The organism is Arthrobacter sp. zg-Y844, assembly GCF_024385465.1.
In the GTDB taxonomy this organism is placed as follows: Bacteria; Actinomycetota; Actinomycetes; order Actinomycetales; family Micrococcaceae; genus Arthrobacter_B.
Genome location: NZ_JANFLS010000001.1, coordinates 766,884 through 786,627 on the forward strand (window position 1 = coordinate 766,884; position 19,744 = coordinate 786,627).

Annotated in this window: 19 protein-coding genes; 6 read left to right on the forward strand and 13 right to left on the reverse strand. The window is 67.0% G+C overall.

From position 1 onward, the window contains the following. The first annotated feature begins 251 nt into the window (after positions 1-251). Entirely contained in the window at positions 252-1,889 is a 1,638-nt protein-coding gene (locus NNX35_RS03600) for a hypothetical protein (protein ID WP_255866996.1), read from the forward strand. A gap of 132 nt (positions 1,890-2,021) precedes the next feature. On the opposite strand, the gene NNX35_RS03605 is transcribed toward NNX35_RS03600, so the two are convergent. From NNX35_RS03605 to NNX35_RS03620, 4 genes are all read right to left on the reverse strand, one after another. Then, positions 2,022-2,777 carry an IclR family transcriptional regulator gene (locus NNX35_RS03605; RefSeq protein ID WP_255765156.1) on the reverse strand — a complete coding sequence of 252 codons (756 nt, stop codon included), beginning with the start codon at positions 2,775-2,777 and terminating at the stop codon, positions 2,022-2,024. An 80-nt stretch (positions 2,778-2,857) separates the two neighbouring features. Then, positions 2,858-3,487 carry a dihydrofolate reductase family protein gene (locus tag NNX35_RS03610; RefSeq protein WP_255765157.1) on the reverse strand — a complete coding sequence of 210 codons (630 nt, stop codon included), beginning with the start codon at positions 3,485-3,487 and terminating at the stop codon, positions 2,858-2,860. Positions 3,488-3,583: 96 nt separating this feature from the next. Next, positions 3,584-4,132: a thioesterase family protein gene (locus NNX35_RS03615; protein ID WP_255866998.1), complete on the reverse strand. Its 549-nt coding sequence runs from the start codon at positions 4,130-4,132 to the stop codon at positions 3,584-3,586. A gap of 106 nt (positions 4,133-4,238) precedes the next feature. Beyond that, positions 4,239-5,330: an NAD(P)-dependent alcohol dehydrogenase gene (locus tag NNX35_RS03620; protein ID WP_255866999.1), complete on the reverse strand. Its 1,092-nt coding sequence runs from the start codon at positions 5,328-5,330 to the stop codon at positions 4,239-4,241. Between the two features lie 140 nt (positions 5,331-5,470). On the opposite strand from NNX35_RS03620, the gene NNX35_RS03625 reads away from it, so the two are divergent. Continuing rightward, positions 5,471-5,767: an EthD family reductase gene (locus tag NNX35_RS03625; RefSeq protein ID WP_229950574.1), complete on the forward strand. Its 297-nt coding sequence runs from the start codon at positions 5,471-5,473 to the stop codon at positions 5,765-5,767. Positions 5,768-5,796: 29 nt separating this feature from the next. On the opposite strand, the gene NNX35_RS03630 is transcribed toward NNX35_RS03625, so the two are convergent. From NNX35_RS03630 to NNX35_RS03670, 9 genes are all read right to left on the reverse strand, one after another. Next, positions 5,797-6,483 carry a DUF6308 family protein gene (locus tag NNX35_RS03630; protein WP_255867000.1) on the reverse strand — a complete coding sequence of 229 codons (687 nt, stop codon included), beginning with the start codon at positions 6,481-6,483 and terminating at the stop codon, positions 5,797-5,799. 10 nt (positions 6,484-6,493) lie between these two features. Continuing rightward, entirely contained in the window at positions 6,494-7,495 is a 1,002-nt protein-coding gene (locus tag NNX35_RS03635; RefSeq protein WP_255867001.1) for a glycine betaine ABC transporter substrate-binding protein, read from the reverse strand. Continuing rightward, on the reverse strand, positions 7,495-8,274 hold the full coding sequence (locus tag NNX35_RS03640) for an ABC transporter permease (protein WP_370646940.1): 780 nt from the start codon (positions 8,272-8,274) through the stop codon (positions 7,495-7,497). The genes NNX35_RS03635 and NNX35_RS03640 overlap by 1 nt, the downstream gene beginning before the upstream one ends. Next, on the reverse strand, positions 8,271-9,554 hold the full coding sequence (locus NNX35_RS03645; RefSeq protein WP_255867002.1) for an ATP-binding cassette domain-containing protein: 1,284 nt from the start codon (positions 9,552-9,554) through the stop codon (positions 8,271-8,273). Before NNX35_RS03645 ends, NNX35_RS03640 begins: the two co-directional genes overlap by 4 nt. After that, positions 9,547-10,188, reverse strand: a complete 642-nt coding sequence (locus NNX35_RS03650) for an ABC transporter permease (RefSeq protein WP_255867003.1) — start codon at positions 10,186-10,188, stop codon at positions 9,547-9,549. Before NNX35_RS03650 ends, NNX35_RS03645 begins: the two co-directional genes overlap by 8 nt. A 754-nt stretch (positions 10,189-10,942) precedes the next feature. Next, a complete protein-coding gene (locus NNX35_RS03655) occupies positions 10,943-11,389 on the reverse strand; it encodes a hypothetical protein (protein ID WP_255765163.1) in 447 nt (148 codons plus the stop codon). 100 nt (positions 11,390-11,489) lie between these two features. Further along, a complete protein-coding gene (locus tag NNX35_RS03660) occupies positions 11,490-12,932 on the reverse strand; it encodes an amino acid permease (RefSeq protein WP_255867004.1) in 1,443 nt (480 codons plus the stop codon). A 384-nt stretch (positions 12,933-13,316) separates the two neighbouring features. Further along, complete coding sequence (locus tag NNX35_RS03665) at positions 13,317-13,775, reverse strand: hypothetical protein (protein ID WP_255867005.1); 459 nt, start codon at positions 13,773-13,775, stop codon at positions 13,317-13,319. A 66-nt stretch (positions 13,776-13,841) separates the two neighbouring features. Further along, on the reverse strand, positions 13,842-15,017 hold the full coding sequence (locus tag NNX35_RS03670) for a M20 family metallopeptidase (protein ID WP_255862454.1): 1,176 nt from the start codon (positions 15,015-15,017) through the stop codon (positions 13,842-13,844). A 233-nt stretch (positions 15,018-15,250) separates the two neighbouring features. Here NNX35_RS03670 and NNX35_RS03675 point away from each other — a divergent pair, with 233 nt between their 5' ends. The 4 genes from NNX35_RS03675 to NNX35_RS03690 all read left to right on the forward strand — a co-directional run bounded on the left by NNX35_RS03675 (position 15,251) and on the right by NNX35_RS03690 (position 19,698). Continuing rightward, positions 15,251-16,654, forward strand: a complete 1,404-nt coding sequence (locus tag NNX35_RS03675; RefSeq protein WP_255867006.1) for a sensor histidine kinase — start codon at positions 15,251-15,253, stop codon at positions 16,652-16,654. Between the two features lie 70 nt (positions 16,655-16,724). Next, a complete protein-coding gene (locus NNX35_RS03680; RefSeq protein ID WP_255862452.1) occupies positions 16,725-17,483 on the forward strand; it encodes a response regulator transcription factor in 759 nt (252 codons plus the stop codon). A 107-nt stretch (positions 17,484-17,590) separates the two neighbouring features. Next, the gene (locus tag NNX35_RS03685) at positions 17,591-18,472 is read left to right on the forward strand and encodes an ABC transporter ATP-binding protein (protein WP_255765172.1); all 882 of its coding nucleotides are present in this window, start codon (positions 17,591-17,593) and stop codon (positions 18,470-18,472) included. Continuing rightward, complete coding sequence (locus tag NNX35_RS03690; RefSeq protein WP_255867007.1) at positions 18,469-19,698, forward strand: ABC transporter permease; 1,230 nt, start codon at positions 18,469-18,471, stop codon at positions 19,696-19,698. Before NNX35_RS03685 ends, NNX35_RS03690 begins: the two co-directional genes overlap by 4 nt. Positions 19,699-19,744: the final 46 nt, after the last annotated feature.

Below are 19,744 nucleotides of genomic sequence, written 5' to 3' on the forward strand. Positions count from 1 at the left end.
TGGATTCGACACGCTGAGTACCACTAGCGCAGCAAAACATACCGCGCAACCTACTCATCGGTAACTAATTTCGAAAAAGCCTTGCTTTGTTACCCGCGGGTAGCTTAGATGTAACAGACATCACACTGGTCTTGGCTGATTACGTCTCAACGTAGCGACGGGCCCGGTCACCTTGCATCCGCGGAGGCTGCGTCCTTGCCGCTCGCCGCTTAGTCAGTCTCGAATCGTAAGAAGCAGAAGAAGGATATTCAATGACGAGTTCCACGTCCGGGCGCGCCTCCAGCCGCCCACACACACTTTTAACCGTACTTTTGGCGTTGTTCCTGGTCCTCCTCCTCGCCTTCTTCGTGCTCTTTACGGGCAAGGTTGCCAGCGGCGCAACGGAGCTGAGCGACGGCGCCGAGCGCGCCTCCACCGGCGCAGGAGACCTGAAGGCCGGCGCCGAGAAGGCGCAGACCGGCGCCAAGGACCTCTCGGAAGGTACCGAAAAGGTTGACGCGGGCGCCAACACCCTGGCCAAGGGCATCGGCTCCGCCAAGGCCGGCGTGACCACCCTCAAGGAAGGCGCCACCACGCTGGATGAAGGAGCCGTCAAGCTCCTCACCGGCGCCGAGGCCGCCAACGAAGGTGCCAACAAGCTTGCTGCCGGTGCCACCAACGCCCGTACGGGTGCGGGCACGCTGACCGCCGGCGCCTACAGCGCTGCCGACGGCGCCAACACGCTGGCTGCCGGTGCGACGACGGCGCGTGAGGGCTCCGACAGGCTGGCCACCGGTGCGAACGATCTGCACACGGGGATGGAGCCGCTGGTGAGCGGGTCTCAGCTCCTCGCTGACAAGTCCAAAGAGGCCGTAGCCGGCATCGGACAGCTCGCTCCCGGTGCGGAGAGTGTCAACGGCGGAGCTCTCAAGATGTGGAACGCTATCCACGCGACTCCGGGCAAGGACGGGAATACCGCGTACACGAACATTCGTAATGACCTGGTTTCCTACCAGCCCGGTGCAACGTCCAAGGGTGTCGAACAGCTCCGCGGGCTCGCCAAGCTGTACGCTCTTGACCCAATTGCAAGCGGAGCCTTTACTCAGGCAGCTGACAAACTCGAAGGACTCGAATGGCTGGTAGCGGGTCTCGATAACGGAATCACGGGCTATGACCCCGCCGTCGACGGCCCTACACCGTACCACCTGACCGCTAACGGAACCCCCCAGGTCGATGCGCAAGGCCTGTTGTACGGCACCGGAGCCGTCTCCGCCGGGCTGACGGAACTCAACACCAAGGCTCCCGCACTCTCTGAAGGCGCTCAGACCGCAGCTAATGGGGTCAAGACGGCCTATGACGGTGCCGGAACGCTTTCCGGAGGTGCCGCCGAGCTGAACACCGGCCTGAAGACCCTCGAGACCGGCGCGTACACGCTGGCCGAAGGCAACGGCAAGCTCGCCACCGGCGCAGGAACCCTCGCCACCGGCCTGGACACCCTGGAAACCGGCGCTTACACGCTGGCCGACGGCAACTACAAGATCTACGACGGCACCATCAGCCTCTCCGACGGCACCAGCCGCCTGGTCACCGGCACCGAGTCCCTGGACGAGGGTGTTGTGAAGCTCGACGACGGCGGCAAGACGCTGACCGCTGGCACGAGCGACCTGAAGGATGGCGCGAAGAAGCTGGCCGACGGCAACACCGAACTGGCCGAAGGCAGCAAGACCCTGGCAGACGGCAACGGCAAGATCTCCGAAGGTGCAGACACCATGCGGGCCAGCACCACGGCGCTGACCCCGGGCGAAATCTTCACCTCCCCGAAGATCCTGGCCGTACTCATCCCGCTGCTCCTGCTGCTGGTTCCGATCGGCATGCTGATCGCCGGCACCCGCCGCGGCAACCAGCACTAAGGTCCGGGCAGCACACAGTTAGGCAGCACCGCATCACCTCGCATCACTGAGAAAAGGGCAGGTACCGCAGCCGCGGCACCTGCCCTTTTCCATGCCCGGGAAGGCTGCCCGAAAAGGCTCCCGGGAAATGTCCTAGCGGTTCAGCTCGGCGGAGATCCGCTCCACGGCTGCGCGCAGCAGCGGCACCGCACGGTCCGCGAAGGCTTCATCCACCCGCGAGACCGGCCCCGAGACGGAAACCGCCGACGGCGTGGGCGCGTTGGGGACAGCCATGGCGAAGCAGCGCACCCCGAGTTCCTGTTCCTGCTCGTCCACGGAGTACCCGCGCTCCCGGATGCCTGCCAGATCTGCCAGCAGCGCATCGACGCTGCCCAGGCTGTGACCGGTGGGGGTGGGCATGCCCGCCCTGCCCACGATGCTGCGGACCTGTTCATCCGGCAGCTGCGCCAGGATCGCCTTGCCGACGCCGGTGTCATGGGTATGCACCCGGCGGCCGACTTCCGTGAACATCCGCATGGAATGCCGCGAGGGAACCTGGGCCACATAAACCACCATGTCGGCGTCGAGCACTGCCATGTTTGAGGTCTCGCCCAGATCGTCCGCGAGGCCCTTGAGCTGCGGCATCGCCAGCGCACCGAGCTGCAGGTTGGCGCCTTCCCCGAGCCGGATCAGCTTCGGCCCGAGGGCGTAACGCCGGTTGGGCAGCTGCCGGGCATACCCCCGGCCCACAAGGGTGCGCAGCAGCCGGTGGATGGTGGGCAGGGGCAGGGAGGTGGAGGCGGCAAGTTCGCTCAGCGTCACTGCCCCGCCGGCGTCGGCAATCAGCTCCAGCAGTTCAAAGACCCGTTCCACTGACTGCACGCCGGATCCGGCGGCCCGTTCAGCCATGATTGCCCCTCCCCACGAATTGCCCCCACTTTATCGCAGAGCGGAAAACTTCTTCCTTATTTGGGCCTGACTGAACGGCGTCAGGCGGACATTCCGGATCCGGCGTCGGACCCCGTTTCAGCCGGCAGCGCGGCGGGGTGCAGCGTGACGCAGATGGCTCCGGAGCGGGTGGTCTGCGGCCGGGAGACGCTGTAGGAGGCGGCCTCGCGGATGTCTTCGAAGAGCCGCTTGCCCTGGCCCACCACCACCGGGAAAATCAGCAGCCGGTACGCGTCCACCAGCCCGGCCGCCGCCAGCGCCTGCACCAGCTGATAGCTGCCATGGACCTGGAGTTCGCCGCTGCGCCGGGACTTCAGCCGTTCCACGCTCGAGACCAGCTCCCCTTCGAGCAGATGGGTGTTGTGCCAGGGCGCCGACGGCATTGCGGTGGAGACCAGATACTTCGGCAGTCGGTTCAGTGCTGTGGCAATGAAGTCCCCGGGTTGGTTCGCGGCCTCCCAGTAGGGCTGCATCATGTCGTACGTGTTGCGCCCGAGCAGCAGTGCATCGGCCATGGCGTACCACTCGGAGACAATCTGCTCCAGGTCGGGATCAGCAAGCGGAGTCAGCCACCCGCCGCCGGTGAAACCGCCGGACGGGTCTTCCTCCACGCTGCCCGGAGCCTGCATCACGCCGTTCAACGTCAGAAAAGTGTTGACCGTCAGCTTCACCGAGCACCCCGTTCCTAGGTCCCCCCTGCTTCTAGGTTCGGCCCGGCATCCGGGGGTGTCAACGGTCCCGGGCAACGCCCGGGACCGGAGCACCGCTTAGGCCCAGGTGTGCGGAGCGGGGCGGCGGGTGCTCGGCAGCGCGACGGCGGCACGCCAGTCGTTGATCCACTCCGGCAGTTCCAGGTCCGACGGCGGGACGGCACCCACGGCCTCGAAGATCTCCTCGTTGCTCACCGGGCCGCTCTTGGATACCAGACGGGTGCAGATGACCGCGCTGGCATAGATCTCGCCGTCCGCGACCATGCGCTGCTCAATGTAGATGGCCCGTTCATCAAACCCGATGACCCGGGTTTCAATGCTGTACTGCTGGTGCAGCTGCAGGGATTTTCGGAAGCTGATGGTTTCGTTGTTCGCCACCGGGTTCCAGCCGCGCTTTTTCATGATGTCCCAGACGCCGCTGCGGACCAGCAGGTCGAAGCGGCCCAGGTCCATCATCGAGAAGTACATGCCGTTGTTCAGGTGCATCGCAAAGTCGATGTCGGTGACCAGGACCTTCGCGGGCACTGAGGAGGTCTCGAAGAAGCCCAGCTTGGGCCGGCGTCGGGCGCGGAACAGGGTCAGGATGGTGCGCAGAATGAGGTGCATGCCCGCTATATTACCGCTCAGTAACTTAGTGTCGAGGTGCGCCGCGGAGTTTTCTTTTCCCGGTCCGCGCCGCGCGGACCGGTGCCGGACTCCGCGGCACCGTCCGTCAGCGCCAGGGCTGGACCATGGCCTTGAGTGCGCCCGATTCCTGCCCGGCGTCGAGCGCCTCCCGCACCTGGTCGAGCCCGAACTCATGGGTGACCAGCACGTCCAGGTCCACCTTGCCCTCTGCCACCAGCGAGATCGCCGTCGGCCAGGTGTTGGCGTAGCGGAAGACGCCGGTGAGCCAGATTTCGCGGTTCTGGATGACGCCGACCGGCAGTTCGACGTCCTCGGCGCCCATGCCTACCAACACGGCCCGGCCGCCCGGAGCCACCGCCCGGATGCCTGCGCGGACCGCGCTGGGAGCTCCGGACGCGTCAATGAACGCATCCACGCCCAGCCCGTCCACCTGCTGGGAGGCATGCACGGTGTGCGTGGCTCCGTGCCGGGCGGCGAAGTCCAGCCGTTCCTGCGCGATGTCGCTGATGTACACGGCGCTGGCACCGAAAGCGCGCGCCACCTGGGCAATGATCACGCCGATCGGCCCGGCCCCGGCTATCAGGACCCGCTGTCCGGGCCCGACGCCGGCCTTTTGGCAGGCCCAGATCCCCACCGACAGCGGCTCCATCAGGGCCGCGGCTTCGTCCGAGACGGTGTCCGGAACGGCGTGGGCGAAATCGGACTCGATCGCCACGTATTCGGCAAAGGCACCGTCGACCGGCGGGGTGGCATAGAAGGCCATGTCCGGGCACAGGTTGTAGCGGCCCTGCTTGCACTGCCCGCAGCGGCGGCAGGGTTTCTGCGGCTCGATGGACACGCGCTGGCCGATCCGGACCGGATCCACGGCGGTGCCGACGGCGGCAATGGTCCCGGACGCTTCGTGCCCGAGCACCAGCGGCTCCTCCACGACAAACTGCCCGATCCGCCCGTGCCGGAAGTAGTGCACGTCGCTGCCGCAGACACCGACGGCGGCCACCCGGACCAGCACCTCGTTCGGCGCCAACTGCGGAAGCGGGCGGTCATCGACGGAGAGCTGGTTGGAGGCGTGGCCGTCGGCACCTTCACCCCCCGCGGCCGGGACGCGCAGGACCGAGACGCGCATGCTGTCCGGAAGCTCCGGCGTCGGCGTCGCGGCTGGGCTGGTGGAAAGTGACATAAGGGTTCCTCTTCGTTGCGGGTCCGCGGGCATGGCGTCCCGGCGTACTGAGGACTCTAGTCCGGCGCGGCACTACCTGTCCTTAACGGCGCCGGACCAACCCCCTGTCCCGTTGCCGCCGGCCGCGTTACCTTTTCTGCATGCACACCCTCGTTGTTTTGTTCCGGCAGCCGCGGGACCCGGCTGCCTTCCGCCGGCACTACCGCAACGTACACCTGCCGCTGGTGCGCAACATTCCCGGCCTCCGCGAGCTGCGGGCTTCCGAGGAGCTGAGGTCGGCGGAGGAGCAGCCGCCGTATTTTGCACTGTTTGAAGCCGATTTCGACGACGAATCGGCCATGCAGGAGTCCCTGACCACCGCCGAGGGGCAGGCCGCCAACGCCGACATCCCCCGTTTCGCGACCGGCGGGCTGACCGTGTTCACCTACCGGAACTAGCCGGCGGTGTCTTCCACCGGCCCGGCAATTCAGTCGTCGTCGCCCGGCGCCGCCCGGAAACCGCGCTGCTTGGCGTCCATCCACAGCACCACGTCCATGGCCCGCAGCCGGGAAACCCGGACCGGCAGGGCCGCCCGGTCCTGGACAGCGTCGAGTCGCCGGGCCAGTTCCCGGTCATTGTCGGTGAGCAGCGCATGCCACTCCTCCCACTGCGTGAGGGAAGTACCCGCTCCGATGCTGCGGGCGACCATCGAATCCCAGATCGGGATCAGTTTCGGCCGCTTGCGGGCCAGCAGCTTGCTGGTTTTCATGGGGCCCATCTTCCATTGCCCGCCCCGGTAGCCCCGGAACACTTCCCAGAGCAGCCATGCCGGGCTGTCCTTGCCGAGGACGTGGACGTATTCGACGCCGGTAACGTCCGCCAGCTCCAGGTTCACCGGAATTAGTTCCAACAGCTCGCCGATCTCCGGGGCCTTGGTCTCGAGCAGCCCCACCACCGCCGGCCCCTTGATTTCCTCGCCGAGCAGGGCCAGGGCAACCAGGTCATCGGCGGTGATCCGGTTGGCGGACCCCGGGGAGTCTCCCCCGCCGGCCCACGTGTCGAACCTTGCCCCGGTCCGCACATGCCCGGAGGTCAGTTTCTGCGTGTAGTAGCGGTGCAGCAGGCCGGCGGCGTCGTCGACGTGGCCGGCGTCGAGGATGGCTGGAAGGTCCACGGGGTCCACCTCACTCGGGAGCGGTAATCAGGCCCTTCTCGACCATCCAGTCGAAGGCGACGTCGGCGGGCTCCTGGCCGTAGACGTCTACGGCAAGGTTCATCTTGCGCAGTTCCTCGTCCGTAAGCAAAGGGGACACCTGCGCGAAGATGTCTACCAGCTCCGGATATTCCTCCAGCGCCTCGGTATTGAAGACCGGCGCCGCGTTGTAGGCGGGGAAGTAGGCCAGATCATCCTCGAGCACGGTCAGTCCCAGCGAATCGATCCGTCCGTCCGTGGCAAAGACCTCGCCGAAGTTGCACTCCCCGGCGTCGGTGGCCGAATACACGGCACCGGTGTCATAGATGCCGATATTGGCGTCCGGCACGCCGTTGGGCGCCCCGCGGGGTATGCCGTACTTTTCCAGCAGCGGGTTCATGCCGTCCGGACGCGAGTTGAACTCGGCCTCGAGGCAGAACGTGCGCTCCTCCACCGGCAGGTTGGCGATATCGGAGATGCTGTCCACGCCCAGTTCCTCGGCCGCTTCGCTGCGGATGGCCATGGCGTAGGTGTTGTTCAGCGGCGCCGGATCGCCCCAGGTGACGCCGTTGGCAAGGTCCGCGTCATGCACGGCCTGCCATTGTTCCTGCTTGTCCGGGATGCCTTCGCTCTGGCCGAGGTAGGCGATCCATCCGGTGCCGGTGTATTCCCACGTCATGCCGGCCTGCCCGGACAGGAGCAGCTCCCGGGCCGGCTGGCTGCCGGGCACGTTGGTCAGGTCGGTGACGTCGAAGCCGGCTACCTTGGTGGCCAGCACCGCGATCTTGCCCAGGATGAGCTGTTCGGTGAAGTTCTTGCTGGTAACGGTGAGTTTCGCGTCGTCGGGCAGGCCCTCGACGGGCTGGATCAGCCCGGGGTCCGCCTCCGGCACATAGGAGGCTGCAGGCTGCAGTCCGCAGCCTGCAAGCAACAGGCCGACGGCGGCGGCTCCTGCAGCAGCGAGGCGGACGCGTGCGTTTGGCTGCTTTTTCATTAGAGTCCCTTCGGCCGGGCGACGTGCTCGACCAGGCGCCCGATCCAGTCGACCACCAGGGCCAGCAGCGCCACCAGCAGGGCACCGGCCACCAGCACCGTGGTCAGGTTCAGGTTCACGCCGGTGGTGATGAGGATCCCCAGCCCGCCGCCGTTGACGAACGTGGCCAGGGTGGCGGTGCCCACCAGGAGCACCAGGGCGGTCCGGACGCCGGAGAGCATCACGGGCACCGCGAGCGGCAGTTCCACCCGGAACAGCACCTGGGCGTTGCTCATGCCGACGCCGCGGCCGGCCTCCACGATGCGCGGGTCCACCTGCTGCAGGCCCACCATCGTGTTCCGCATGACCGGCAGCAGGGCGTAGACCACCAGCGCACCGATGGCAGCCCGGAAGCCGAACCCGACCCAGAAGGCCAGCAGCACCAGCAGCCCGATGGCCGGCGCCGCCTGGCCGATGTTGGCCAGCGCCATGATCGGTCCGGTGACCCGGCGCATCCGTCCGCGGGTGAGCAGCACGCCCAGCGGGATGGCGATCACCAGCACGATCACCGCGGACACCCCGGTGAGCAGGAGGTGCTGGACGGTGTAGTCCCACAGTGCTGCAGGGGCCAGGGTGGTGCGCTCGGTGACGCTGAGCTCGGCGGTGGTCAGCCAGAGCATCAGGAGCCCGAAGGCCACCGCGATGCCGGCCAGCTGCAGCAGCAGCGGCCGCCAGGATGTCGGGCCGGCACCGCTTTCGGCTTCGGTCCGGGCCTGCGCGGCCGTCGAAACGGCGGTCATCGGGTGCCCTGGCCGGCGGCAGCACCGGCGTCGTCCTGCACCGCCGCCTGCGCGTCTGTCTCTGTGCCGCGTCGGATGCCGCCGCTGTTGAGGCCCACCGGTGCGCCGGAGGAGCCCTGCTGCGCGGCGTCGTTCGCTGCCGTGATCGCTTCCATCACGGTCTGGACGGTGACCAGGCCGAGGAACCGGTCCCGCGGACCCGTCACCAGAGCGGCGCCCGTGCTGGAGACCAGCATGGTGTCCAGCGCGTCATTGAGCGTGGAATGCTCGCTGATCACCGGAAGCTTGGCATCAACGGCGTCCGTGTGCCGGTCCAGGCGGCTGAGCTGGCGACGGGAGAGCCACTGGATGGGCCGCTCCCGTTCGTCCAGCAACACGGCGTTCTGCTCGCCGGCGCCCTGCAGGCGGGAGAGCGTGTCACTGGCAAGGTCACCGACGACGGCCGTAATCGGGGACGCCAGCTCCACCTCGTTCACGCGGGTCAGGGTGAGCTGCTTCAGGCCCGCGCCGGAGCCGATGAAGTTCTCCACGAACTCGTTGGCCGGGTTGGCCAGGATCCGTTCCGGGGAGTCGTACTGGACCAGCTGGGCGCCCTCGTCGAAGATGGCGATCCAGTCCCCCAGCTTCACCGCTTCGTCGAAGTCATGGGTGACGCAGACGATGGTCTTGTGCAGCTCGGACTGGATGTGAAGCAGTTCGTCCTGCAGCCGCTGGCGGGTGATCGGGTCCACGGCACCGAACGGTTCATCCATCAGCAGCACGGGCGGATCGGCGGCCAGCGCGCGGGCCACCCCCACGCGCTGCTGCTGCCCGCCGGACAGCTCCTTCGGGTACCGGTTCCGGTACAGGGCCGGATCCAGGGAGACCAGTTCGAGCAGTTCGTCCACCCGGGCCTGGATGCGGTCCTTTTCCCAGTTGAGCATCTTGGGGACGACGGCGATGTTCGCCGCCACGGTCATGTGCGGAAAGAGCCCGCCGGCCTGGATGACGTAGCCGATCCCGCGGCGCAGCTGGTCGCCGTCGATCCCGGTGACGTCTTCGCCGTCGAGGATAATCCGTCCGCTGGTGGGCTCGATGAGCCGGTTGATCATCTTCAGCGTGGTGGTCTTGCCGCAGCCCGACGGGCCAACCAGCATCACGATGCTGCCCCGCGGAATCTCCATGGTCAGGCCGCCGACCGCCGGCTTGTCCTGCCCGGGGAAGCGCTTGGTGACGTCTTCCAGCAGGATGCCGGTGGCGGTGGCTTTGGCGCCGGTGGTTGGGGAAAGAGTCTCAGACACGGATACCTCGCGGGGTTGTGAGCCGGCCGAGGCCGACCAGGAGAAGGTCAAGGATCAGGGCCAGCAGGATGACGCCGACGACGCCGACCACCACGGACTCGAGGGAGTTGGCCCCGCCCAGGCGGGACAGGCCGGTGAAGATGAAGCCGCCCAGTCCCGGGCCGAGGGCGTAAGCCGCGATGGCGGCAATACCCATCACCATCTGGGCGGACACCCGCACGCCGGCAAGGATGACCGGCCAGGCCAGCGGCAGTTCGATGCGCAGCAGCGTGCGCATCCGGCTCATGCCGACACCGCGGGCGGATTCCACGACGGTCGGGGAAATCCCGGCCAGGCCCACCACCGCGTTGCGCAGGATGGGCAGGGTGGCATAGAACGCCACCACGATCACGGCCGGCACGGCACCGAACCCGAAGGGTGCGATCAGCAGGCCGATCAGGGCGAAGGACGGCAACGTCAGGCCCACCGCGGAGACGCCGTTGGCCACTCCGCTGAGGGTCTTATTGCGGTAAACCAGGGCCGCAACAACCACGGCAATGACCGTGGCCAGGATCAGGCACTGGACAACTAGGCTGAAGTGCTGCCATCCGGCGAACAGGATCTGCTGATACCGGTCCGCCACGAATTCCCACACATCAAGACCTCTTCACTTTGGTTACGTATGTTTCTTGTCGCCGCCCGGCATTTGGTGTCCGTGTTTGGTGTCGGAGTTTGGTGTCCGAGTTTGGTGTCCGAGCGAAAACTACCCAGCAACCTTACCGTTACCTGCTTCACAAAGCGCTCCGAGAAGCTCCAAACCCGTACAACGTGATGTTTTTGCAACGGGCGGGCGGGGGGCTGACCGGGGTGGGGGCCTTCGAGTGGGCCGGGGTGGGGGCCTTCGGGTGGGAGTGGTGGACCGGGGTGGGGGCCTTCGAGTGGGCCGGGTGGGCCGGGGTGGGGGCCTTCGGAGTGCCGGCTTCCCAATAGGCCTCACCTTCTGTACAGCTGATGCTGTCCGCCGAGGCCCCAGGCCGCATCAGCTGTACAGAAGGCAGCACCGATGGGCCAGCCCAACTGGATTCCCACACTCTCTGGGACCCTTGTGGCTGCGGTTGTCGTTCCAGGAACACCAGCCCCGCTGGATGGGATCTTCTCTGTGGCGGTTCAGCGGTTGGACCGGTTCATAGTGCAGTTGGCGTCCTCTGGCCGGTCCAGAGGCAGCATCTACTGCACTATGAACGTGCGGGCGGCGTCGGTTGTACAGATAACGGGGCTAAGCCTCGTCCGGTGTACAGATAACGGGGTTATTCGGCCGGCATAAGCCCGTTATCTGTACACCGGATTTACGGCAACCGATTCTTCGCGCCCCCGGCGACGAGGATCCCTGCGCAGCGGGCGACGTCCGGTCAGTGCCGGAAACCGAAACGCCCATCGACAACGTCCGGCAGGGCAACCACACCCTGGCGGCCGGGCCTCGGAAGCCCGCGCTGCTTCCGCACTTTCGCGGCCCGGAATTCCTTTCGCGTCGCCGCGGCGAGCCGGAAAGAACAACCGAGCATCACCGCCACGAGAATCGCCGCGAGGACTCTCAAGATCCAGTCGTCTGACGGGAAAAGGCCAACACCGGCGAAAAAGAGAATGAATACGGCATACATGATGAGGAGGATCACCCCCCGCACCCAGGAAGTGGGGTGATCCGACGGCGGAGCACCGTCGGGTCGGAACCCGAGTTCATCCGAGGCGTAACTCTGCAGATTGCCAAACTCCGTCCGATGAAGGAATCGCTTCTCCCCCCGGGCCAGGAGCCGCCGGTGCTCTGCGAAGACTTCCTCGTCGGTGAGCAGCCTGTTCATTGTCATTCGTCCCCCATCGTTGTCTGCGTGAAGTTATTCGATCCGGATTTCCGCCGGCAAAGGAAAGCATCTTGAGGACGTTGATAAGGGCACGTCCAGATCAGCCCTGCCGCACGCGGGACCGAAGCCGGGCAAGGACGTGCTCCTCGGCGTCGGGCCCTGCCTTGATGCCCGCCGGCACCCGGAAGAAGAAGACCAGGCCGACCACCCACCACGCAGCGAACAGCGCCCAAGGCTCAAGCCCCAACGCCGCCGGCATGCCGGGCATGTAGAGGCTGAACAGGGCCAGGCCGAAGACGGCGGCGGCAATACCGATGATGATGCCGCCGTTGCCGCGTCCGCCGATCCGCAGCGGACGGTCCATGGCCGGTTCGCGGCGGCGCAGGATGAGGAATGAAATCGCCACCAGGGTGTAGGCCAGCACGATGCTGGGCGCCCCGGAGTCCACCAGCCAGCCGAGCATCTCCGCGCCGCCGAACGGCGCGAGGAAACTCAGAGCCCCGATGAACAGCAGAGCGTTGTGCGGGGTGTGATACTTCGGATGCAGCCGGCCGAACCAGGCGGGGAGCATGCCTGAACGGGCGAGCGAATACATCAGCCGGGACGCACCCATCAGCAGCGAGTTCCACGAGGTGAGGATGCCTGCGATGCCGCCGGCAATCAGGATCTTGGCCATGATGTCCGATCCGAACATGGCTCCGACGGCGTCCGCCGTCGCAATGTCCGTCTGCGCCAAGTCGCCGGCGGACATTGCCGACGAGGTGGTCAGCACCACCATGAGGTACCAGATGGTGGCGAGCACCACGGAGACCACCACGAGCTTGCCGATCTGCTTGGCGGGGATGTTCACTTCCTCGGCGGACTGCGGAATAACGTCGAAGCCGATGAACAGGAAGGGCACCACCACCAGGACCGCGAAGAACCCGGTCATGCCGTTGTTGATCCACGGCTCCATGTTGGCCACGGACCCTCCGGTGAAGGACCCGGCAATCATCACCAGCCCGATGGCCAGCAGGAACAGCACCACGAAGGTCTGCACCACGCCCGCTTCCTTCACGCCGCGGATGTTGATCCAGGTGATGACGACGGCGGCAACCGCCCCTACCAGCGCCCAAGTCAGGTGCACATCGAAGCCCGCCACGGTCCACAGGTGAATCTGGCTCAGGTCCGGGAAGATGTACTGCACCGTGCGGGGCAGGGCAACGGCTTCGAAGGCCACGATGGTCACATAGCCGCCGATGATGGCCCAGGATCCGATGAAGGACGTCCGCGGGCCCATGGCGCGCATGATGTAGTTGTGCTCGCCGCCGGCCTTGGGCATCGCCGCGCACAGCTCGGCGTAGGTCAGTCCGACCACCGCCATAATGACGCCGCCGGTCAGCATGGCCAGCACCGAGCCGAGCGTGCCGGCATTGATCAGCCAGTCGCCGGTGAGCACCACCCAGCCGAAACCGATCATTGCGCCGAACCCTAGGGCCAGGACGTCGATCCGGCCGAGGACTTTCTTGAGCGAGGGCTCGGTTTCGTGGAGCGAGGTTCCCACCCGGCACCCCTTTCCATGTCGTGCCGCCCTAAAGGGGCAAGTGATGACGCAGTGTGGACACGGAGAGTGGCTCCGGCTGCGTTGACGGAAGAACAACGCTAATGCACTTTGTGTTCGCGGTCACATCTATACGTCACGGGGGCTCACCTTGTGTACAGGTGATGCTGCTTGACCTGGTTCCAGGCGGCGTCACCTGTACAGAAGGCGGCGCCCTGCGGGGTGTTCCTGCAGGATTTCCCGCTCACTGTGATGGAGGTTGTGCGGGGACGACGCCGGGCACGGCGGCGGGAGAAGGAGAAGGCCCGGCTGCTGCAGGCGAAGGCGGCGGCTCGGGAAGAGAAACGCCGCGCCAGGATGCAACAGGCCGCGCCCTGACCCGCCGGGTTAGCCCTTCAGCGCCGCCCGCAGTTCCTTCCACGCCCCGGTGGACCACAGCGCCCACAGCACCAGCGGCGGCTGGAAGAACAGCCGCACCAGCCGGGCGCGGTCCGAATCCAGGCCGAACGCGTCCGTGTGGGTGACGTACTGGGAAATGTTGCCCGGGAAGATCCCGATAAAGAACGCCGCCGCGGCAAGCCCAACCGGCACCCGGCGTTTCCGCAGCAGGATCAGCGCCGCACCCAGGCTGATTTCGGCCACGCCGGAGAGCAGCACCACGGCATCCTCGTTCAGCGGAACCCAGTCCGGCACCTGCGCCTGGAACTCCTGCCGGGCGAAGGTCAGGTGCGAGGTCCCGGCGAAGGCCAGGAACGAACCGAGGGCAACGGCGCCGATGCGGCGGGGTTTCGACGTCGGCGGCGCGGGGCGGGAAGCAAGGGCAAGGACCTTCGAGATGGCAGACATGGTCCCGACGCTAACACCCCTGCCCGGGCCGGGGCAGGGGTGCAGTCAACGGCAGCTCAGCCCAGCTCAAGTCAGCCGGTTGTATGCCAGCTGCGCCAGAGCGGCGGCCTGGTCCCCCAGCACCGAGTCGTCAAAGACCACGCGCGGTGAATGGTTCCAGGCAGCGGTGACCGGATTGACCGCCGGCGGCGTCGCACCGAGGAAGATGAAGGTCCCGGGGACCTCGTTGAGCACCAGGGAGAAGTCCTCCGATCCCATCAGCGGGTCACGGGATTCCAGCACCCGGTCCTCGCCGAAGATCTCCCGCAGGCCGGTGACGGCTTCCCGCGTCCGGTCCGGATCGTTGCAGGTAACGGGGTAGCGGATGGTGAAGTCCACCTCCGCGCTGCAGCCGTGCGCGGCGGCAATGCCCTCGGCGAGCGCCTTGGACTCCACGATCACCCGGTCCAGGGATTCCTCCGAGAGGGTGCGGACCGAGGCGCCGAGGCTGGCGGTATCGGGAATGACGTTGATTGCCTCGCCGGCGGAAAGCTGGGTCACGGTGAGCACGATCGGGTCGAAGGCGGAAAACCGGCGCGTGGCCATGGTCTGCAGCGCCGTGGCGATTTCGGTCAGCGCGGGCACCGGATCAATGGCTGTCTGCGGCTGGGAGCTGTGCCCGCCGGAGCCCTTCACGGTGATTCTCAGTTCATTCGCGCCGGCCATCAGCGTGCCGGGCTTGGTGCGGAAGACTCCCAGCGGTCCGGGCCGGACGTGGATGCCGTAGGCGGCTACGGGACGATCCCCGGCGGCGTCGAGCACCCCCTCGTCGAGCATCAGACTTGCACCGTCGTGGCCCTCCTCCCCCGGCTGGAACATAAAGATCACGTTGCCGGAGAGGTCCTGCTGCTGGGCGCAGAGCAGCCGGGCGGCCCCCACCAGGCCCGCGACGTGCAGGTCATGCCCGCAGGCATGCATGGATCCGTTGGTGGAGGCATAGTCCAGATCGGTCAGTTCGCTCACCGGCAGCGCGTCCATGTCCCCGCGCAGCAGGACGGTCGGACCGGGCTCGGCGCCGCGCAGCACGGCGACCACGGAGGTGGTCTTCACTCCCAGGGTGATTTCCAGGTCCAGCCCTTCGAGGGCGGCGAGGACCTTTTCCTGCGTCCGGGGCAGGTTGATCCCGGTCTCCGGATCCAGGTGCAGCTCCCGCCGCAGGGCCACCAGATCAGGCAGGATCGCCTGTGCTTCCTGTACAAACATGCTTGAAGTCCTGTCATCTACGCTGATGGCCGGCTGCCGTTCGGACTGCCGCTACCTACGCAGTAAATCACTCCTTTCGCTCCAGCACAGGGGGGACGGCCCCAACCGCACCGGTTCCGGCCCGACGACGGCGGTGAACGGGGCTCCTGGCAAGGAGTGCGCTTCATCCGCCGCAGGTCGTTCATCCCTGCGGCGGACCCCCTGCCCGCGGTGCAGCTCCTAGACTGGGCACCATGATCGAGACCATGGCCTTCGACACGGCCGCCGCCGGCCCGGCACGGAACGCACGGACCCGGCCCGGCTGGCTCGCCCGGCTCCCCTGGCGCACCGGGGAGGACTGGGAACGCCCGGGACCCACCCGCACGCAGCAGCGCCACGACGTCATCGGAACGATCATCCTGCTGCTGGTCTCCGCGCTCGTTATGGAGGTGAGCCGCGGCATCGGTGCCCTGGCCGGGGAAACCGGGCCCATCTGGTTCCAGCATCTGGCGCTGGCCCTGATCATCCTGCCCCTGGTGGTGCGCCGACGATACCCGGTGGCCGTCATGCTGATCTGCAGCGCCGTGTTCCTGGGCCTGGGGCTGCTGGTGCCCATGGTCGCCACACAGACGAGCTTCCAGGCGGCCTATTTCGCCTCGCTCTACACCGCTGTGGCCTGGGCGAAGGACCGCCGGATACTCTGGCTCGGCACCACCGTGGTTATTGCCGTGATGGCACTGTGGGTGATCCTTTCCTTCACCGTCTCCTCCGCCTATGACGGCATGCTGGAACGGATCATGGAGGGCGATGACTCCTACCGCGGTTTCCTGCCGCCGCTGGCGTCCCTGGCCCTCTACAACCTGGCAATCAACGCCGCCTTCTTCGGCGGGGCCATCATGTTCGGCATGAGTGCCTGGCGCAGTGCGCACCAGCGCGAACTGCTGGTCAAACAGTCCGCCCAGCTGGAACTCCAGGCGACGGAACTGGCCCGGCAGGCGGTGCTGGATGAACGGCTGCGCATCGCCCGGGAGCTGCACGACGTCGTCGCGCACCACATCGCGGTGATCGGCGTCCAGGCCGGCGCGGCCCGGCGGGTGCTGGAGAAGAAACCCGAGGCCACCGCGGGCGCCCTGCAGACCATTGAAGCCTCCTCCCGCGAAGCAGTGGAACAGATGCGGTCCCTGCTGGGCGTACTCCGCGCCGGTGAGGAACCGGGGTCGGAGTCCGACGGCGGCGCGCGGCGCACCCCGGAGCCCGGTCTGGCGGACCTCCCGGCCCTGGTGGCGGAGCACGAGCAGTTGGGCCTGTCCGTGTCGTATCACCGGTCCGAAGATGTACCCGGCTCGCTGGACCGGGTCCCCGCACCGCTGGGCCTCTCGATTTACCGCACCGTCCAGGAGTCCCTCGCCAACGTCCGCCGGCACTCCACCGCAGGCTCCGCCGTCGTCGCCCTCCGCACGGGAACCACGGGGACCGGCAAGAGCTGGGTGGAGGTGGAGACCGTGGACAACGGCAGGCCGCGCACCGGCAGCACCGCCGGCTCCGGGTTCGGCATCCGGGGCATCCGGGAACGGGCAGACCTGCACGGCGGCACCACCGAAATCGGACCGCGGTCCGGCGGCGGCTGGCGCGTCCGGGTCCGGTTTCCGCTCCATTGACCGTTACCGTGGTTGCCGAAGGCCGCATGCTGCGACCGGCAGAACTCCTTCGAAAGGGAAAACGTAAGCAATGGAACCGATCCGGGTCCTGCTGGCTGATGACCAGGCCCTGCTGCGGGCAGGCTTTGCCATGATGCTCTCCGTGGAGGACGAAATCGAGGTGGTGGGCCAGGCCGCCAACGGCGCCGAAGCGGTGGCATTTGCTGCGGCACACCCCGTGGACATCATCCTCATGGACGTGCAGATGCCGGTCCTGGACGGGATCCGGGCCACCGAGCAGGTAGTGCAGGCCGGCACCGCGAAGGTCATCATCCTCACCACCTTTGAACGCGACGACTACCTTTTTGATGCCATCAGCGCCGGCGCCAGCGGCTTCCTGCTGAAGAACTCCGATCCGGATGACCTGGTGGCGGCGGTGCATGCCGTCGCCGGCGGACACGCGCTGCTGGCACCGGAAATGACGGTGCGGGTCATCGAACGCTTCGCCCGGCAGCTGCATGCCGAGGCCGCCGGTGCCGCTGCCCTGCCAACCGGCCACCCAACCGCTGCCCCGGCCACCGCCGTCGGAACCCGCCCGCCCTCGGGGTCCGCCCAGCAGCAGAAACTGCTGGACTCGCTGACCTCCCGCGAGCGCGAAGTGCTCGTGAATGTTGCCGCGGGCCGGAGCAATGCCGAGATCGCCGCGGGGATGTTCGTGGCCGAGGCGACCGTCAAGACCCATGTCTCCAACCTGCTGGGCAAGATCCAGGTCCGGGACCGGGTGCAGGCAGTGGTGTTCGCCTACGAGTCCGGCCTCATCCTCCCGGGGGACAAACCTGCCGCCGGCTGACCCGGGAAGGTTCCATCCCGCGGCCGATCCGCCGTGCTGCTCTTTTGCCTAAGCTCGAAGCAGAAGTTCATCACTAGGCCCGGCCTCTTCCGGGGAAGGAGCAGCACATGCTGCAGGTCCGCAATCTCACCCGACGCTTCGGGGACAAAACCGCCGTCGACGACGTCACGTTCGACATTCCGTCCGGCCGTATGACCGGCTTCGTGGGTGCAAACGGCGCCGGCAAGACCACCACCATGCGCATGGTCATGGGAGTCCTGACCGCCACGTCCGGCGAAGTGCTGCTGGACGGGTCCCCCGTGACCGCCGCCCAGCGCGCCCAGTTCGGGTACATGCCCGAAGAACGCGGCCTCTACCCCAAGCAGCCAATCATCGACCAGCTGGTCTACCTCGGCCAGCTGCACCGGATGAGCCAGTCCTCTGCCCGCCGCGAGGCAATGGAACTGCTGGACCGGTTTAACCTGGCCGACAGGAGCAAGGACAAGCTCGAATCGCTCTCCCTGGGCAACCAGCAGCGCGTGCAGATCGCCGCCTCGCTGCTGCACCGGCCCACCGCCCTGATCCTGGACGAGCCGTTCTCCGGGCTGGACCCCGTCGCCGTCGACTCCATGGTGGAGCTGCTGCGCGAACGCACCGCCGCCGGTGTGCCGGTCCTGTTCTCCAGCCACCAGCTGGACCTGGTGGACCGGCTCTGCGACAACCTGGTGGTCCTGCAGGGCGGCCGCCTCATGGCCGCCGGCACCGGCGACGAGCTGCGCGCCACGGCACCCCGCCGGCACCGCATCACTGTCTCCCCCGACGCCGGCTGGCTGCGCGAGGAAACCGGGCTCACCGTCATCGACGTCGCCGGCCCCTCCGCACTCGTGGAGTTCGACGACGACGCCCATGCCCAGCGCACCCTGGCCGCCGCCCTCTCCCGCGGCACGGTACAGGAATTTGCCCCCATCCGTCCGTCCCTGAGCGACATCTACCGTGAGGTGACAGCATGAGCACCGCAACCCGAACCCCCGTGGCCAAGCCCGGGCAAGCTCCGGAAACCCCTGACAACACGCCCGCCTGGGCCATCGTGACCCTGCGCGAAGTCATGGTCAAGATGCGCGACCGCACCTACCTGCTCTCCACGCTGGTGACCCTGCTGCTGATCGTGGGCGGCGTCCTCTTCAACGCCTACATGTCCTCGCGCGGTTCGGACCATACGGTGGCCGTGGCAGATTCCGCCGCCGCCGAAATCGTCTCCGCTGCGGATGCCGCCGGACAGGAAGGCGACGGGAACACCTCCTTCGAAGCCGTAACGGCAGACTCCCCCGAGGCTGCCCTGCAGCTGGTCCGCGATGAGGAGGCCGATGCCGCACTGATCCAAGCGGAGAACGGCAGCTGGACCCTGACCGGAAAGGACGAGATCGGTTCCGGGATCCGCGGGCCGGTCTCCGAGGCCCTGACAAGCTATGTCCTCAGTGCCAACGCCGCAGCGGCCGGCACGACGGCGGCGGAACTGACCGCCGGCAGCGAGCTGGAAGAAGCGCTGCTGGAAGGCAACGCCGAGCAGGCCGGAATCGCCGCCGTCGTCGGCTTCGCGTTCAGCTTCCTCTTCTATATGGCCACCATCATTTTCGGCATGGCGATTGCCACCTCCGTGCTGGAGGAGAAGCAGAACCGGGTGGTGGAAATCCTGGCTACCGCCATTCCCATCCGCCAGCTCCTTTACGGCAAGGTGATCGGCAACACCGTCCTGGCCGTGGTGCAGCTGGCACTGTACGGCGGGGCAGCCCTGCTGGCGCTGAACCTGACCGGAACGGCGGACATGGTGGGCTCCATCATTCCGGTGTCCGGCTGGTTCCTGGTCTTCTTCCTCGTCGGGTTCCTGATCCTGGCCGCCGGCTGGGCAATGCTCGGGGCCATGGCCAGCCGGTCCGAGGACCTGAACAGCAGTTCCACCCCGGTCATGGCAATCATCTTCGCCGCCCTGTTTGCCGGGATGTTTGCCAAGGGCCAGCTGCTGGTCATCGCCTCATTCGTGCCGGTGATTTCCTCCGTGGCGATGCCCGTCCGGATGCTCAGCTCGGAGGTGCCGCTGTGGCAGACCTTCGCCTCGCTGGCCATTGCGCTGGCCGCGGCCTACGCGCTGCTGGGCTTTGGCGCCAAGATCTACCGGCGGGCCGTTCTGCAGAGCGGCGGCTCGCTGACGCTGCGCAAGGCCATGAAGCTGGAGCAGTAGCCCCGGCGGGGAGCATCACAGCGGCAGGCGGGGAGCATCGGCTCCC

Excerpts from the sequence above, each read along its gene's own strand:
- NNX35_RS03600 (WP_255866996.1), top strand. The coding sequence starts at position 252 with ATGACGAGTTCCACGTCCGGGCGCGCCTCCAGCCGCCCACACACACTT.
- NNX35_RS03605 (WP_255765156.1), bottom strand. The coding sequence starts at position 2,777 with ATGGCTGAACGGGCCGCCGGATCCGGCGTGCAGTCAGTGGAACGGGTC.
- NNX35_RS03615 (WP_255866998.1), bottom strand. The coding sequence starts at position 4,132 with ATGCACCTCATTCTGCGCACCATCCTGACCCTGTTCCGCGCCCGACGC.
- NNX35_RS03620 (WP_255866999.1), bottom strand. The coding sequence starts at position 5,330 with ATGTCACTTTCCACCAGCCCAGCCGCGACGCCGACGCCGGAGCTTCCG.
- NNX35_RS03625 (WP_229950574.1), top strand. The coding sequence starts at position 5,471 with ATGCACACCCTCGTTGTTTTGTTCCGGCAGCCGCGGGACCCGGCTGCC.
- NNX35_RS03635 (WP_255867001.1), bottom strand. The coding sequence starts at position 7,495 with ATGAAAAAGCAGCCAAACGCACGCGTCCGCCTCGCTGCTGCAGGAGCC.
- NNX35_RS03640 (WP_370646940.1), bottom strand. The coding sequence starts at position 8,274 with ATGACCGCCGTTTCGACGGCCGCGCAGGCCCGGACCGAAGCCGAAAGC.
- NNX35_RS03655 (WP_255765163.1), bottom strand. The coding sequence starts at position 11,389 with ATGAACAGGCTGCTCACCGACGAGGAAGTCTTCGCAGAGCACCGGCGG.
- NNX35_RS03665 (WP_255867005.1), bottom strand. The coding sequence starts at position 13,775 with ATGTCTGCCATCTCGAAGGTCCTTGCCCTTGCTTCCCGCCCCGCGCCG.
- NNX35_RS03670 (WP_255862454.1), bottom strand. The coding sequence starts at position 15,017 with ATGTTTGTACAGGAAGCACAGGCGATCCTGCCTGATCTGGTGGCCCTG.
- NNX35_RS03675 (WP_255867006.1), top strand. The coding sequence starts at position 15,251 with ATGATCGAGACCATGGCCTTCGACACGGCCGCCGCCGGCCCGGCACGG.
- NNX35_RS03680 (WP_255862452.1), top strand. The coding sequence starts at position 16,725 with ATGGAACCGATCCGGGTCCTGCTGGCTGATGACCAGGCCCTGCTGCGG.
- NNX35_RS03685 (WP_255765172.1), top strand. The coding sequence starts at position 17,591 with ATGCTGCAGGTCCGCAATCTCACCCGACGCTTCGGGGACAAAACCGCC.
- NNX35_RS03690 (WP_255867007.1), top strand. The coding sequence starts at position 18,469 with ATGAGCACCGCAACCCGAACCCCCGTGGCCAAGCCCGGGCAAGCTCCG.